We start from the raw sequence: 13,507 nt of genomic DNA, 5'->3' as shown, positions 1-13,507 counted from the left end.
CAACTAAAAAGGAGATTCACGATGAAATTGAAGTTCACGGTCTTCGCGGCTGCGGCCATGCTCGTGTCGAATGCGGCCCTGGCGGACGCCAAGCAGGCGCAAACCTGGATCGACAAGGAATTCCAGCCATCCAGCCTGAGCAAGCAGCAACAGCTTGCTGAAATGAAATGGTTCATCGATGCGGCGGCCAAGCTGAAGGCCAAGGGCATCAAGGAAATTTCCGTGGTCTCGGAAACCATCGACACCCACGTCTACGAATCGAAGACCCTGGCCAAGGCCTTCGAGGAAATCACGGGCATCAAGGTGCGCCACGACATCATCCAGGAAGGCGACGTGGTGGAAAAGCTGCAAACGTCCATGCAGTCCGGCAAGAGCATCTATGACGGCTGGATTTCCGATTCCGACCTGATCGGCACCCACTACCGCTATGGCGCCGTGGAACCCTTGTCCGACTACATGGCCGCCAAGGGCAAGGAATTCACGAATCCCGGCCTGGACTTGAAAGATTTCATCGGCATCAGCTTTACGACGGCGCCCGACGGCAAGGTGTATCAATTGCCCGACCAGCAATTCGCCAACCTGTACTGGTTCCGCGCCGACTGGTTTGCCCGCAAGGATTTGCAAGCCAAGTTCAAGGCCAAGTATGGCTACGAGCTGGGCGTGCCGCAAAACTGGTCCGCGTATGAAGACATCGCCGATTTCTTCACGAATGACGTGAAGGAACTTGATGGCAAGAAAGTCTACGGCCACATGGATTACGGCAAGAAAGATCCTTCGCTGGGCTGGCGCTTCACGGATGCGTGGCTGTCGATGGCTGGCGCGGCCGACAAGGGCATTCCGAACGGCATGCCGGTCGACGAGTGGGGCATCAAGGTGGCGGCCGACAAGTGCACGCCGGTGGGCGCGTCGATGTCGCGCGGCGGCGCCACCAATTCGCCGGCGGCCGTGTTTGCGCTGACGAAATACATCGACTGGATGAAGAAATACGCGCCGCCGCAGGCGAACGGCATGAATTTTTCGGAATCGGGCCCCGTGCCGGCGCAGGGTGAAATCGCCCAGCAAATCTTCTGGTACACGGCGTTTACGGCCGGCATGACGAAACCGGGTTTGCCAGTGGTCAACAAGGACGGCACGCCGAAATGGCGCATGGCGCCGTCGCCGCACGGCCCGTACTGGAAAGAGGGCATGCAGAACGGTTACCAGGACGTCGGTTCCTGGTTCCTGTTCAAGTCCACGCCGGATGACCGCAAGGCGGCCGCCTGGCTGTACGCGCAATTCGTCACCTCGAAAACCGTGTCGCTGAAGAAATCCATCGTCGGCCTGACGTTTATTCGCGATTCCGACATCCGCCACGATTATTTTACAAAGCACGCGAACGAGTACGGCGGCTTGATCGAGTTTTACCGCAGCCCCGCCCGCGTGGCGTGGACGCCGACCGGCAACAACGTGCCCGACTATCCGAAGCTGGCGCAGTTGTGGTGGAAGAACGTGGCCACGGCGATTACGGCGGAAAAAACGCCGCAAGCCGCCATGGATAATCTGGCCGAGGAGATGGACCAGGTCATGGCGCGCTTGCAGCGGGCCGGCATGAAGGCGTGCGCACCCAAGCTCAATCCGAAGGTCGATCCGAATCAGTATCTGTCGGACCAGCATGCCCCATGGAAAAAGCTGGCAAATGAAAAGCCGAAGGGTGAAACGATTGCCTACGATAAATTATTGCAGGCTTGGAAAGAAGGCAAGGTAAGGTAGTCGTGTAAGCTTCTGCCGGGGCTGTCCCGAGGGCACGGAGCGAATCGGCTCCGTGCCTGTTTTTACCCGATTTTCGCACCACCAGACAATGACCAAATACATACTTGCTTTAGATCAGGGCACCACCAGTTCGCGCGCCATTTTGTTCGATCATGCGGGTCGGCCGCACGCCAGCGCGCAGCGCGAGTTTCGCCAGATTTTTCCCCAGCCGGGCTGGGTCGAGCATGATGCGAACGAAATCTGGGCGTCGCAAGAGGGCGTGCTGCAGCAGGTCTTGCGCGACAGCGGCGTGGCCGCTTCCGACGTGGCCGCCATTGGCGTGACCAACCAGCGCGAAACGACGGTGCTGTGGGAGCGCGCCACGGGCGAGCCCGTCGCCAATGCCATCGTCTGGCAAGACCGCAGAAATGCGGCTTACTGCGAGCAACTGGTCGAGCAGGGCAAGGCGGACTTGATCCAGCAAAAAACGGGTCTGGTGCTGGACGCCTATTTTTCCGCCACCAAACTCAAATGGCTGCTCGACAACGTTCCCGGCGCCCGCGCGCGCGCCGAGCGGGGAGAGCTGGCTTTCGGCACCGTCGACAGCTGGCTGATCTACAAAATGAGCGGCGCCCATTTGACGGACACGAGCAACGCGGCGCGCACCATGCTGTTCAATATCCACACCCTGCAGTGGGACACGGATCTGCTGGCGCTGCTGGACATTCCCGCCTCCCTGCTGCCCGACGTCGTGCCATCGAGCGGCGTGGCGGCGCACACGCATGCCAGCTTGCTGGGTATCTCCGTGCCGATTGCCGGCATCGCGGGCGACCAGCAGGCCGCCACTTTCGGCCAGGCCTGTTTGAAACCGGGCATGGCAAAGAATACCTACGGCACGGGTTGCTTCATGCTGATGAACGTGGGCAAGCGCCCCTTGCCATCGAAAAACCGGCTGTTGACGACGGTGGGCTGGAGCCTGGGCGCGGGCAGCGACCAGACCGATTATTTACTGGAAGGCAGCGCCTTTATCGCGGGCGCGGCCGTGCAATGGATGCGTGACGGCATCGGCATCATCCGCGACTCGTCCGAAGTGGAAGCCTTGGCCACCAGCGTGCCCGATTCGGGCGGCCTCGTCTTCGTGCCCGCGTTCGCGGGCCTGGGCGCGCCGTACTGGGACCCGTATGCGCGCGGCACCCTGATCGGCATCACGCGCGGCACGGGCAAGGCGCACATCGCGCGCGCGGCGCTCGAAGGCGTGGCGTACCAGAACGTGGATGTGCTGTCCGCCATGCAGGACGACGCGGGCATCGCGCTATCCGAGCTGCGCGTCGACGGCGGAGCGGCCCGCAACGACATGCTGATGCAGTTCCAGGCCGACATATTAAATGTGCCCGTGGTGCGCCCCGTGGTGACGGAAACAACGGCCCTGGGCGCCGCCTACCTGGCGGGCCTGGCCGTGGGTTTCTGGGACTCGCAGGAAGAAATCGCCGCCCAGTGGCAGGTGGGACGCCGTTTCGAGCCGGCCATGGCGGCCGACGAGCGCTTGACGCGCTTGCATAAATGGCAGCGCGCCGTGGAACGGTCGCGCGACTGGAGCGAGTGAAAACGCGTGCTCAGTGGCGCATGAAATACACGGCATAGCCCACGGTTTCGCGCGGCACGGAATACAGGTCGCGCAGCTCGAAGTAGGGCGCGTGCACCTGGCCGCTGACGACGATGCCGCTGCGCTCCAAAGCCAGGCGGAAGCGGGGCACGTGGAAGTATTGCGTGGACACCATGGCCGTGCTCCAGCCGTGCTCGCGCATTAGCGTTGCCGTATTGCGGGCCGTGGCCTCCGTGGTCCAGCCTTGATTATCCTCAAGGATGGCGTTGGACGGCACGCCGCGCGACTGCAGGTAGCGGGCCATCGATGCGGCCTCGTCAAAACCTTCCTTGCCCGTGGCCCCGCTGACGAGGATGCGCGGCGCCCGGTGTGCCTGGAATTGCTGGAGCGCCACGTCGAGCCTTGCCTGCAGGCGGGGGTTGGGCGTGCCGTCGGGCAAGATCGTATTGCCGGGCACGACGATCACGTCGGCGGGCGCCAGCTTGTCGTTGAGTCCGGCCAGCACCAGGGCGGCGGTGGCCAGCAGGAACACGCCAACAGCGCTTGAACCGAGCACAGTTATTTTTCGCATAGAGCATCATCAAGTAAGGAATGGACGCATGATACCCGTCCATTCCCGCCAGCGTCAGTTCGCCTGCGCCTTGCGCGCGCGCTGGTTCGACAGATAAATATTGTCCTTTTCCAGCGGCTTGCCTTCGCGCACGGCAGCGAGCCAGTCCTGCGTGCTGACGACGGCGGCGAAATTCGAGTGGAACACGGCGCTGAACACGCGGTGGATTTCCTCGGCGCTGGCCGTGCCGCCCGCGTTGCTATACGGCAGGGTGCCCGTGGCGTCCTGCAGGAACTCGACCTGCAAGCCGTCGTGCGCGGCGTGGAAGATCGTGGCGGCGTCGCAATTGTGCGTCATGTAGCCGACCACCGTCAGGGTGTCGATGCCGTGGCTGGCCAGCCAGGGCTGCAAGTCCGTGCCCGCGAAGGCGCTGCCCATGACCTTGTTGATGCGGTGGTCGGCGGTAAAGGCGGCCACTTGCGGATGCAGCTGCCAGCCGTCGCTGCCCTTGGCAAAGATGGGGGAGGCTTCCGGCGCATCGTGCTGGACGACGATCACGGGCACGCCGGCGGCGCGCGCGGCAGCCATGGCGGTGACGATGTTGGGCAGGGAAATATCGACGGACGGATATTCGATGGGCATGTCGCCCGTAAAGTATTCATTTTGCACGTCGATGACGAGCAGGGCGCGGTGTGGGGCGGTGGAAGCGTGGGTGGTCATGGTTACTCCTGGAACGGTTGAAAGAGGATGGACTTCCTCGATAGCGCCATTTTCAAGCCGCGCGCCGCAAATAAAAAGTGGCCCGAAGGCATATGTGCGATAAAATCGGGCCATGCCTACCGTTCCTGCGCCTTCCTCCCCCTTGAGCGTGGCCGTGATCGCCTTCGACGGCATGACGCCATTCCACTTGTCCGTGCCTTGCCTCGTGTTTGGCGCCCAGACGGACGAGGCCGACCTGCCGCCTTTCCACGTGCGCGTGTGCGCCGCCGATCCCGTGCCCTTGCGCACGGCGGCCGGCTTCGGCATCACGCCCGAGTTCGGCCTGGAAGGGCTGGATGGGGCCGATATCGTCATCATGCCGGCCTGGCACGACGATTGCCGCGATGCGCCGCCGCCCCTGGTCGCGGCGTTGCAGGCCGCCAGCCGGCGCGGCGCGCGCATGGTGGGGCTGTGCCTGGGTGCGTTTCCCCTGGCGCAGGCGGGTTTGTTGGATGGCAAGAGCGCAGCCACGCACTGGGGCATGGCGGAGCGGCTGGCGGCCCGCTATCCCATAGTCAGGGTAGACCGGGAAGTGCTGTACGTGGACGATGGCGGCGTGCTGACGTCGGCCGGCGTGGCGGCCGGCCTCGATTGCTGCCTGTATCTGCTGCGCCAGCTGGCGGGCGCCGAGGTGGCCAACCGGGTGGCGCGCCGGCTGCTGGTGGCGCCGCACCGCCAGGGCGGGCAGGCGCAATTCATCGAGCGCCCGCTGCCCGTGTCCGGCAGCGAAGGGCGCTTCGCCGAGGTGCTGGCTTGCGTGACGGCCAATCTGGGCATACCCCACAGCATCGATGCGCTGGCCGAACGGGCCGCCATGAGCCGGCGCAACTTTACGCGCCATTTCCGCCAGGCGACGGGCACGTCGTTCAAGCAGTGGCTGCTGAACCAGCGTCTTGCGCATGCGCAAGGCTTGCTGGAAAAGAGCGGGGCCTCGATCGACGTCGTGGCGCAGGAGGCCGGCTTCGGCACGGCCCTGTCCTTGCGCCAGCACTTTCGGGCGAACCTGCAGACGTCGCCTTCGGCGTACCGCAAGCTGTTCCGGCAGCAGCTAGGCCAGCTCGCTTGACCAGAGCAGCGCCGGGTCCCGGCTGCCTTGGGGCAGCAGCGCGCTGACGGCGATTTGCCGCGCAAGGAAGGCGGCCGGCTCGAAGGCATGGCGCTCCTGGAAGGAGACGGTTTCCGCGCTCATCAGTTCGGCATAGGTTTGCATCAGGGTCGCGGCGCAAACATGCTTGCCCTGCGCCAGGTAGGCATCGATGGCGGCCAGCAGCACGGGGTAATCCGCATTGTCCTTGCTGCCGCCAAAGTTGAACGACAGCTGTCCGCAGGCGCGCCAGATGGGGTCTCGTTCATTCTGCGGCACCGGCTGCGTGCGCAGCCATTGCAAGGCTTTCAAGGGCGGGCCGCCGAACGAGGGGGGCGAGATGATGGCCTGGATCGCCACCTTTACGGCGTCGTCGATTCTTCCCGCGCGCACATACTGGCCGTGCAGCAGCGCCAGCGCATCCGTATATTCGGGCAGGAGGGCCAGCGCCGCTTCCAGCAGCGCGATGGCCACGTCCGGGTTGCGCTGGGCGATATGCTCCTTGGCCGCCAGGAAGGCGGCGCGCGGCGAGGCGGGGTCGTCGGCCAAGGTGGGCGGCGCCACGTAGCCTACTTCGTCTTCGTCTTCAGCATCGCCGGCTGCCGCGTGGGCGCGCAGGAAAGCGGCCAGGCTGGAAAAGTGCGGCTGGATGCGCCATTCGTCATGCCACGTTTCGACGACGATGGGTTCGGACGCTTCGCGGCCGATGGGCCAGTACAGGCCGAACGTGTCGCCATTGCCCAGCGCGCCTTCGAAGAAGGGATTGAAGCCGAGCGGCGGGTAGGGTGCGCTGTGTTGCCAGTCTTGTTCCACCGAGGTGTGGGCGAGTTGTGCAGGTAGTAGCATGGAAGTGGCAGAGGAAAAAACGTCAGTGTAGAGCAAGCGGGCGCTACTGGCGCGCACCGTCGGAGCGTGTGGCGGCACGCCAGGCCTGGAGCATTGCCGTGCTGATAATCGCCATGCTGATAAAATAATTGCTTCTTCGCCCAGGCCGGCCCCATGTCCAGCACCCCCCATCCTGCCATCGACCTCAGCTTTCGTAGCTACGCGGAAATCGGCGCGCCGAACCGGCATGACTTCGTGCAGCTGGTGCTGCCCCTGCACGGCCAGTTGCTGCTGGATATCGACGGCAAGCAGGGCAAGGTAGATGCGCAGCAGGGAGTGGTGATCCCGGCCAAGACCTGGCACGCCCAGCATAGCCGGGTGGCCAACCACTCGATCATTCTCGACGTGGATGCGGCGGCCGTGGAGCAGGGCAGCTGGGGCCGCCTGCTGGAGCGGCCGTATGCGGCGCTGGGGCCGGGTGCCCGCAAGCTGATCGAATACCTGGGCATCATGGCGGGGCAGCAGGCGCTGACGCCGGCCGTCATCCAGGGCTGGACACCGCTGCTGCTGGACACCTTGCTGCAGACCGCGCCGCAGGTCCGCTCGCGGCTGGCCGCGCTGCTGGCGCGCGTGCAGGCCGAGCCTGGCTTGCCCTGGTCGACGGCATCGATGGCGCGCTTTGCCAACCTCAGCGTCAGCCGCCTGCATGCACTGTTCCGCGAAGAAATGGATACCAGTCCGCATGCCTGGCTACAGCAGCAGCGGATAGGGCGGGCCTGCGACTTGCTCACCGCCAGCGACGCCAGCATTGCCGAGATCGCGCTGGCGGCCGGATTTTCCGAGCAGAGCGCGCTGACGCGGGCCATGCGCGACAGCATCGACGCCACGCCAGCCGCTTACCGGCGCCAACGTCGCGAGAACCGGTCAAAAACGCAGTAGATGGCGCCAAGAATGGGCGCGCCGCAGCGGCCACAATCTCCTTTTCGGGAGATTGAATATGTTGCAAAAGAATAAGACACGCCTGGGCATGCTGGCCGGTATCGCTGCGGGCGCGCTGTGGGGCCTGGTGTTCCTGGCGCCGGCGCTGCTGCCCGCGTTCCAGCCGCTGGAATTGTCGGTGGGTCGCTACCTGGCCTACGGCCTGATCGCGGCCGTTCTGGTCGCGCCGTCGTGGCGGCGCCTGCTGCGCAGCCTGGGCTGGCGCGAATGGCGGGGCTTGATCTGGCTCAGCCTGACCGGCAACATCATCTATTACGTGCTGCTGGCCAGCGCCGTGCAGATGGGCGGGGTGGCCATGACGTCGATGGTGATCGGCCTGCTGCCGCTGGTCGTCACGTTCGTGGGCAGCCGCGACCGGCATGCCGTGCCCCTGCGGCGCCTGATTCCTTCGCTGGTGCTGAGCGCGGGCGGGCTGGCCTGCATCAGCTGGCAGTCGCTGGCGCATCCGGGCCACTCGTCCCTGCTGGGGTTGCTATGTGCGCTGGCGGCGCTGCTGTCGTGGACGGTGTATGCGGTTGGCAACAGCCGCTGGCTGGGGCGGCTGCGCTCGGTGTCGGCGCAGGAGTGGAATCTGCTGACGGGCGTGGTCACGGGCGCTGCCGCGCTGCTGCTGGCCATTCCCGTCGCGCTTGCCGCACCGGCCCAGCATGGCACCACGGCGTGGCTGCAGTTTGCCGGCGTCGTCACGGGTGTGGCGCTGCTGTGTTCAGTCGTCGGCAATGGCTTGTGGAACCATGCCAGCCGCGTCCTGCCGCTGACCTTGATGGGACAGATGATCGTCTTTGAATTCCTGTTTGCGATGCTGTACGGCTACTGCTGGGAGCAGCGCTGGCCCACGCTGGCCGAGGCGGCGGCCGCCATGCTGTTGCTGGCAGGCGTGGCGGCGTGCGCCGCGGCGCACCGGTCGCAGCGGACGGCCAGCGCGGCGACGGCCCGGGCGGCATAAGGCGCGGCGCGGGCCAGGCCCTTCAGTCGCGTTCCGGCACCGGCACGTTAAAGCCGTTCAGCGTCGTCGATACCAGTGCGTACAGGCCCACGAGGTAGATCAGCTCGTTGATGCCATGCTGGCCGAAGGTGGCCAGCGCCAGGCGGTACAGCGGCTCCGGCAGCGTGCCGCCACGGCTGAGCGCGTAGGCCAGGTCGTAGGCCACGCTTTCCTGCTTGTCCAGGTCGAGCGGCTTGACGTCCGCTACCAGCGTGGCGAGGCGCTCGGCAGGCATGCCTTCGCGTTCCGCGACGGCGATGTGGGCGTAGATTTCATAGGCGGCGTTGTAGCGCGCGCCAACCACCAGGATGGCAATCTGGCGCACCTTGTCGGGCAGCGTGGCGTTGGCCGTCATGGCCAGGGTCAGGTTCCAGATCGCCTTGCCGATGGCCGGTTCGTGCAGCCACGGATTCCACGGCCCCATCAGGGCGCCATCTTCGCGTACGGCGATGAAATCGTTGAAATTGCTGGTGATGCCTTTGCGCATATCGTCGTACAGCGGCTGTTGTTCTTGTGTCAGGTCTTTCGGAGCGATCAGGGGCAGGCGCATGGAAACTCCTTGCAGGGTAGGTGGGCGGTGGGCGGCGGGAGCCAGCAGCCAGTATAGCCATCTGGCTGGCGGCTGCCTTACGCTGTCGCACACGTGCGCGGCCTGCGCCTACCTGCGCGGCTCGTGGATGCGGAACTTCTTGACGATGCCGGCCTGGTCGAACATGACGGCCACTTCGCGCGTGCCTTTTTCGCCCAGCAGGGGGATCAGCCGCGTCACGCTGGGCGTCTTCAGCTGGTTCTTGTAGACCCAGACTTCATAGCCGGGATCGAAGCTGACGACGGTGGCGTTGCCCAGGGCCGCGTCGAGGTCGAGGCGGGTGGTCTTGCCGACCTTGATGTTTTGATAGATGGCGCCATTGTCCGGCGCACGGTTGACCTTGTATTCACTGGCGGTGCACATGGCCACGGCCAGGCCCGCGAGGCAGGAAGCTGCCAGTTTTATCAATGTGTTCATATGGACTCCCAGTGTGCATCACTGCTTCCAATCTCAGAGGGGACGGGCGTGATGTCAGGAGGGAGTGTGCTTGTGTCGCCGCGAATGTGCTACAAGATTATACAAAGGTGCAAAATTTGATGCTGTCGGTACCGGCAGGCGGTACCTTCAGCGATTTTGCAGTACGTCGGTCGACAGCGCCAGGGTTTCCTTGATTTCTTCCATCACCACATAGCTCTTCGATTGCGCGGCACCCGGCAACTGCAGCAGCATGTCGCCCAGCAACTTGCGGTACTCGGCCATTTCATGGATGCGCGCCTTGATCAGGTAATCGAAGTCGCCCGACACCAGGTGGCATTCCTGCACTTCGGGAATCTGCAGCACTTCGCGGCGGAATTGCTCGAAGGCGGACGCGGATTTTTGATTCAGCGTAATCTCTACAAAGACGAGCAGCTTGGCGCCCAGCGCGGCCGGGTTCACCTTGGCGTGGTAGCCCGTGATGACGCCGTCGCGCTCCATGCGCTTGACCCGTTCGATGCAGGGCGTAATGGACAATCCCACCTGTTCGCCCAAGTCTTTCATCGAGATGCGGCCATCCTGTTGCAGGATGCGCAGGATGTGGCGATCCAGCTTGTCGAGGCCACGTGCCGATTCTTTAAGGATTCTCATGATTTATTGCTGAATATCTCGATTTATACGTGAACAAATACTGGCTCTTTCCCAATATGATAGCGGTTAATCTGGCGTCAGCCTAAAAAAATATAATGAGGAAACTATGCGTATTGTGATTCTGGGTAGCGGCGTCATCGGCGTCACCAGTGCTTACTATCTGGCCAAGGCAGGACATGAGGTGACCGTCATCGACCGCCAGCCGGGCCCGGCACTGGAAACCAGCTTCGCGAATGCGGGGCAAATCTCGCCCGGCTACGCTTCGCCATGGGCTGCGCCCGGCATTCCCCTGAAGGCCGTGAAGTGGATGATGCAGCGCCACGCGCCCCTGGCCATCTCGCTCGACGGCAGCGCCGCCCAGCTGAAATGGATGTGGCAGATGTTGCGTAATTGCACACCGGAAGCGTATGCCGTGAACAAGGAACGCATGGTGCGCCTGGCTGAATACAGCCGCGACTGCTTCAAGGTGCTGCGCGCCGAGGCCGGCATCACGTATGAAGGCCGCCAGCAAGGCACGATGCAATTGTTCCGCACCGAAAAACAATACAACGACGCCGCCAAGGATATCGAAGTATTGAAAGACGCGGGCGTGCCGTACGAAGTGCTGCAGCGCAACGAACTGTCGCGCGCCGAGCCGGCCCTGGAAGCGGTCAAGGATAAACTGTTCGGCGGCTTGCGCCTGCCCAACGATGAAACGGGCGATTGCCAGCTGTTTACCACGCGCCTGTCCGAGATGGCCGAGGCGCTGGGCGTGAAGTTCCGTTATGGCGTGTCCATCGATGCATTGCTGACACAGGGCGACGAAATTGCTGGCGTGCAATGCGGCGCGGAAATCGTCAAGGCCGATTCCTATGTCGTGGCGCTCGGCTCCTACTCGACGGGCTTCATGAAGCCGCTGCTGGACATTCCCGTGTATCCATTGAAGGGCTATTCGATCACCGTGCCTATCGTTAACGCGGCCAAGGCGCCCGTGTCAACCATCCTCGATGAAACCTACAAGATCGCTGTCACGCGTTTCGACGACCGCATCCGCGTGGGCGGCATGGCGGAAATCGCCGGCTATAACCTGAACCTGAACCCGCGCCGCCGCGAAACCCTGGAAATGGTCGTCAACGACCTGTTCCCCGGCGGCGGCAACACGGCCGAGGCTACCTTCTGGACGGGCTTGCGCCCGATGACTCCGGACGGCACGCCGATCGTCGGCCGCACGCCGTTGCGCAATCTGTTCCTGAACACGGGCCACGGCACCCTGGGCTGGACCATGTCCTGCGGTTCCGCGCAATTGCTGGCCGACCTGATGTCGTCGAAAAAGCCGGCCATCCTGGCCGACGACCTGTCCGTCAGCCGCTACAGCGGCGCGCAGGGCAATGGCAAACTGCAGCACGCGGTGGCTTGAGATGGGGGCCAGCATGCCTCCCAAGGAACGTAGCGGCGCCATCCTGACGGTGGACCTCGATGCCGTGCGCGCCAACTACCGCTTGCTGCGCGACAAGGCGCACCCGGCCGCCTGTTCGGCCGTCGTGAAATCCGACGCGTATGGCCTGGGCGCCGCGCAAGTGGGCGCGGCCCTGTATGAAGAAGGGTGCCGCCATTTCTTCGTGGCCCACCTGGAAGAGGGCATCAGCCTGCGCCCGCACGTGGCGCCGGACGCGTCCATCTTCGTGCTGCACGGCCCGCCCGTCGGCACGGAAGGCGAATTCACGGCCCATGGCTTGACGCCCGTGCTCAACAGCGAGCCGCAGGTGGCGGGCTGGCGCGCGCATGCAAAAGCGCTGGGCAGCACCCTGGACGCCATCGTGCAGGTGGATACGGGCATGTCGCGCATGGGCTTGTCGCCGCAGGAAATCGACGCCTGGCTGCTGGACCCGCACTTTCTTGACGGCATCAAGGTGCGTTACCTGATGAGCCACCTGGCGTGCGCCGACGAGCGGAGCAACCCCATGAATGGCGAGCAGCTGGCCCGTTTCATCGCCATCCGCGCCCGTTTGCCGCAGTACCGCGCCAGCCTGGCCAATTCCTCGGGCATCTTTTTGTCGCCCGATTATCACTTCGACCTGGTGCGCCCGGGCGCGGCCCTGTACGGCATCGGACCGCAGGGCGGCGAACCGAATCCCCTGCGCTCGGTTGTGCGCCTGCAAGGCAAGGTCTTGCAGACGCGCACGATCGCCGCCGGCGACCACGTGGGCTACAGCCGCCGCTACACGGCCAGCGAGCCGCGCCAGGTGGCGACGGTGTCCGTCGGCTATGCCGATGGCTGGCTGCGCAGCATGAGCAATCAGGGCCTGGCCATCGTCGACGGCGTGAAAGTGCCGCAGATCGGCGCCATCTCGATGGATTCCATCACCCTCGACGTGAGCGCCATCGCCGGCGACCGCGTCGCGCCGGGCAGCCTGGTCGACCTGATCTGCGCCGAACACCCGGTCGACGCCGTGGCGGCCATGGCCAATACCATCGGCTACGAGGTGCTGACGAACCTGGGCGGGCGCTATTACCGCGAGTACCGGGGCCTGGCTGGCGGCGCACGCTAAACAGCGCAAACCCCATGATTGTGTGGCAAGATAGTCCTGCAGTGAAGTTCACTCCAGGGCTATTTTTTCACCATCATCGGGGATATATATGAGTCAATATAACGTTGCTATCATCGTCGGCAGCCTGCGCAAGGATTCCTTCAACCGCAAGCTGGCCGACGCCATCATCAAGCTGGCGCCGCCCGAGTTTTCCTTCAAGCACATCGAGATCGGCGACTTGCCGCTGTACGACCAGGATGACGACGGTGCGCAGTCCGAGCAGGTGCTGCGCCTGAAATCGGAAATTTCCGCATCGCAAGCCTTGCTGTTTCTCACCCCCGAATACAACCGCTCGATTCCCGGCGTGCTGAAAAACGCCCTCGACCAGGGCTCGCGCCCGTACGGCCAGAGCGTGTGGGGCGGCAAACCGGGCGCCGTGCTCGGCGTTTCCGTCGGCGCCACGGGCACGGCCCTGGCGCAGCAGCATTTGCGCAATGTGCTCGCCTACCTGGACGTGCCGCTGCTGGGACAGCCTGAAATGTTTATCCAGGCCAAGGAAGGCCTGTTCGACGAGCATGGCGGCATCGGCCCGGCCAGCCTGGGTTTCTTCCAGGGCTGGATGCAGCGCTACGTGGACTGGGTCCGCAAACACGCCATCCACGCTTGATGCATGTCAAGGCGGCAACGCTCGGCGTTGCCGCTTGTACACATTCTTTGACCATTGATGCCAAGATTTCAATATTGGCACGGGTGTCTCGGTATAATGCGCCCTTTCTTTAGCGCAATACTTCTTCTTGTCGACCCCATGTGGAC

Annotated in this window: 14 protein-coding genes; 8 read left to right on the top strand and 6 right to left on the bottom strand. The window is 63.9% G+C overall.

Annotated features, from left to right (window positions below; genetic code table 11):
* Window positions 1–21 precede the first annotated feature (21 nt).
* Window positions 22–1,749 carry an ABC transporter substrate-binding protein gene (locus tag O3300_RS07460; RefSeq protein ID WP_034779106.1) on the top strand — a complete coding sequence of 576 codons (1,728 nt, stop codon included), beginning with the start codon at window positions 22–24 and terminating at the stop codon, window positions 1,747–1,749.
* Between the two features lie 88 nt (window positions 1,750–1,837).
* The gene (gene glpK, locus O3300_RS07455) at window positions 1,838–3,331 is read left to right on the top strand and encodes a glycerol kinase GlpK (RefSeq protein ID WP_305052598.1); all 1,494 of its coding nucleotides are present in this window, start codon (window positions 1,838–1,840) and stop codon (window positions 3,329–3,331) included.
* Between the two features lie 10 nt (window positions 3,332–3,341).
* Here glpK and O3300_RS07450 read toward each other — a convergent pair whose 3' ends face one another.
* Both O3300_RS07450 and O3300_RS07445 read right to left on the bottom strand, forming a co-directional pair.
* Window positions 3,342–3,902: a YdcF family protein gene (locus O3300_RS07450; RefSeq protein ID WP_305052597.1), complete on the bottom strand. Its 561-nt coding sequence runs from the start codon at window positions 3,900–3,902 to the stop codon at window positions 3,342–3,344.
* A gap of 54 nt (window positions 3,903–3,956) precedes the next feature.
* The gene (locus tag O3300_RS07445; protein WP_305052596.1) at window positions 3,957–4,601 is read right to left on the bottom strand and encodes a cysteine hydrolase family protein; all 645 of its coding nucleotides are present in this window, start codon (window positions 4,599–4,601) and stop codon (window positions 3,957–3,959) included.
* 112 nt (window positions 4,602–4,713) lie between these two features.
* On the opposite strand from O3300_RS07445, the gene O3300_RS07440 reads away from it, so the two are divergent.
* Window positions 4,714–5,706, top strand: a complete 993-nt coding sequence (locus O3300_RS07440) for a GlxA family transcriptional regulator (protein ID WP_305052595.1) — start codon at window positions 4,714–4,716, stop codon at window positions 5,704–5,706.
* On the opposite strand, the gene O3300_RS07435 is transcribed toward O3300_RS07440, so the two are convergent.
* The gene (locus O3300_RS07435) at window positions 5,689–6,570 is read right to left on the bottom strand and encodes a tetratricopeptide repeat protein (RefSeq protein ID WP_305052594.1); all 882 of its coding nucleotides are present in this window, start codon (window positions 6,568–6,570) and stop codon (window positions 5,689–5,691) included. The two genes, O3300_RS07440 and O3300_RS07435, sit on opposite strands and share 18 nt — an antisense overlap.
* 153 nt (window positions 6,571–6,723) lie before the next feature.
* Here O3300_RS07435 and O3300_RS07430 point away from each other — a divergent pair, with 153 nt between their 5' ends.
* Window positions 6,724–7,488 carry an AraC family transcriptional regulator gene (locus O3300_RS07430; RefSeq protein WP_305052593.1) on the top strand — a complete coding sequence of 255 codons (765 nt, stop codon included), beginning with the start codon at window positions 6,724–6,726 and terminating at the stop codon, window positions 7,486–7,488.
* Between the two features lie 58 nt (window positions 7,489–7,546).
* Window positions 7,547–8,494, top strand: coding sequence for a DMT family transporter (locus O3300_RS07425; RefSeq protein ID WP_305052592.1), 948 nt, complete (start codon window positions 7,547–7,549; stop codon window positions 8,492–8,494).
* A gap of 22 nt (window positions 8,495–8,516) precedes the next feature.
* Here the strand turns inward: O3300_RS07425 and O3300_RS07420 are convergent, their stop codons facing one another.
* From O3300_RS07420 to O3300_RS07410, 3 genes are all read right to left on the bottom strand, one after another.
* A complete protein-coding gene (locus O3300_RS07420) occupies window positions 8,517–9,083 on the bottom strand; it encodes a carboxymuconolactone decarboxylase family protein (protein WP_289897335.1) in 567 nt (188 codons plus the stop codon).
* Between the two features lie 108 nt (window positions 9,084–9,191).
* Entirely contained in the window at window positions 9,192–9,539 is a 348-nt protein-coding gene (locus O3300_RS07415; RefSeq protein WP_099667338.1) for a hypothetical protein, read from the bottom strand.
* A 147-nt stretch (window positions 9,540–9,686) separates the two neighbouring features.
* The gene (locus tag O3300_RS07410; RefSeq protein ID WP_070222192.1) at window positions 9,687–10,187 is read right to left on the bottom strand and encodes an Lrp/AsnC ligand binding domain-containing protein; all 501 of its coding nucleotides are present in this window, start codon (window positions 10,185–10,187) and stop codon (window positions 9,687–9,689) included.
* Window positions 10,188–10,293: 106 nt separating this feature from the next.
* Between O3300_RS07410 and O3300_RS07405 the strand changes: the two genes are divergently transcribed.
* The 3 genes from O3300_RS07405 to O3300_RS07395 all read left to right on the top strand — a co-directional run bounded on the left by O3300_RS07405 (window position 10,294) and on the right by O3300_RS07395 (window position 13,361).
* Window positions 10,294–11,583: a D-amino acid dehydrogenase gene (locus O3300_RS07405; protein WP_099667339.1), complete on the top strand. Its 1,290-nt coding sequence runs from the start codon at window positions 10,294–10,296 to the stop codon at window positions 11,581–11,583.
* 13 nt (window positions 11,584–11,596) lie between these two features.
* Window positions 11,597–12,715, top strand: coding sequence for an alanine racemase (gene alr, locus O3300_RS07400; RefSeq protein ID WP_289910643.1), 1,119 nt, complete (start codon window positions 11,597–11,599; stop codon window positions 12,713–12,715).
* Between the two features lie 88 nt (window positions 12,716–12,803).
* Complete coding sequence (locus tag O3300_RS07395) at window positions 12,804–13,361, top strand: NADPH-dependent FMN reductase (RefSeq protein ID WP_099667341.1); 558 nt, start codon at window positions 12,804–12,806, stop codon at window positions 13,359–13,361.
* Window positions 13,362–13,507: the final 146 nt, after the last annotated feature.

The organism is Janthinobacterium sp. SUN206 (genome assembly GCF_030587305.1).
Classification (GTDB): domain Bacteria; phylum Pseudomonadota; class Gammaproteobacteria; order Burkholderiales; family Burkholderiaceae_D; genus Janthinobacterium; species Janthinobacterium kumbetense.
This window is presented reverse-complemented; position numbering and strand designations above follow the sequence as displayed.

Coding starts and splice junctions, on each gene's coding strand:
- O3300_RS07415 (WP_099667338.1), bottom strand. CDS start 9,539: ATGAACACATTGATAAAACTGGCAGCTTCCTGCCTCGCGGGCCTGGCC.
- O3300_RS07435 (WP_305052594.1), bottom strand. CDS start 6,570: ATGCTACTACCTGCACAACTCGCCCACACCTCGGTGGAACAAGACTGG.
- O3300_RS07410 (WP_070222192.1), bottom strand. CDS start 10,187: ATGAGAATCCTTAAAGAATCGGCACGTGGCCTCGACAAGCTGGATCGC.
- O3300_RS07425 (WP_305052592.1), top strand. CDS start 7,547: ATGTTGCAAAAGAATAAGACACGCCTGGGCATGCTGGCCGGTATCGCT.
- glpK (WP_305052598.1), top strand. CDS start 1,838: ATGACCAAATACATACTTGCTTTAGATCAGGGCACCACCAGTTCGCGC.
- O3300_RS07440 (WP_305052595.1), top strand. CDS start 4,714: ATGCCTACCGTTCCTGCGCCTTCCTCCCCCTTGAGCGTGGCCGTGATC.
- O3300_RS07405 (WP_099667339.1), top strand. CDS start 10,294: ATGCGTATTGTGATTCTGGGTAGCGGCGTCATCGGCGTCACCAGTGCT.
- O3300_RS07395 (WP_099667341.1), top strand. CDS start 12,804: ATGAGTCAATATAACGTTGCTATCATCGTCGGCAGCCTGCGCAAGGAT.
- alr (WP_289910643.1), top strand. CDS start 11,597: ATGCCTCCCAAGGAACGTAGCGGCGCCATCCTGACGGTGGACCTCGAT.
- O3300_RS07450 (WP_305052597.1), bottom strand. CDS start 3,902: ATGCGAAAAATAACTGTGCTCGGTTCAAGCGCTGTTGGCGTGTTCCTG.
- O3300_RS07460 (WP_034779106.1), top strand. CDS start 22: ATGAAATTGAAGTTCACGGTCTTCGCGGCTGCGGCCATGCTCGTGTCG.
- O3300_RS07420 (WP_289897335.1), bottom strand. CDS start 9,083: ATGCGCCTGCCCCTGATCGCTCCGAAAGACCTGACACAAGAACAACAG.
- O3300_RS07445 (WP_305052596.1), bottom strand. CDS start 4,601: ATGACCACCCACGCTTCCACCGCCCCACACCGCGCCCTGCTCGTCATC.
- O3300_RS07430 (WP_305052593.1), top strand. CDS start 6,724: ATGTCCAGCACCCCCCATCCTGCCATCGACCTCAGCTTTCGTAGCTAC.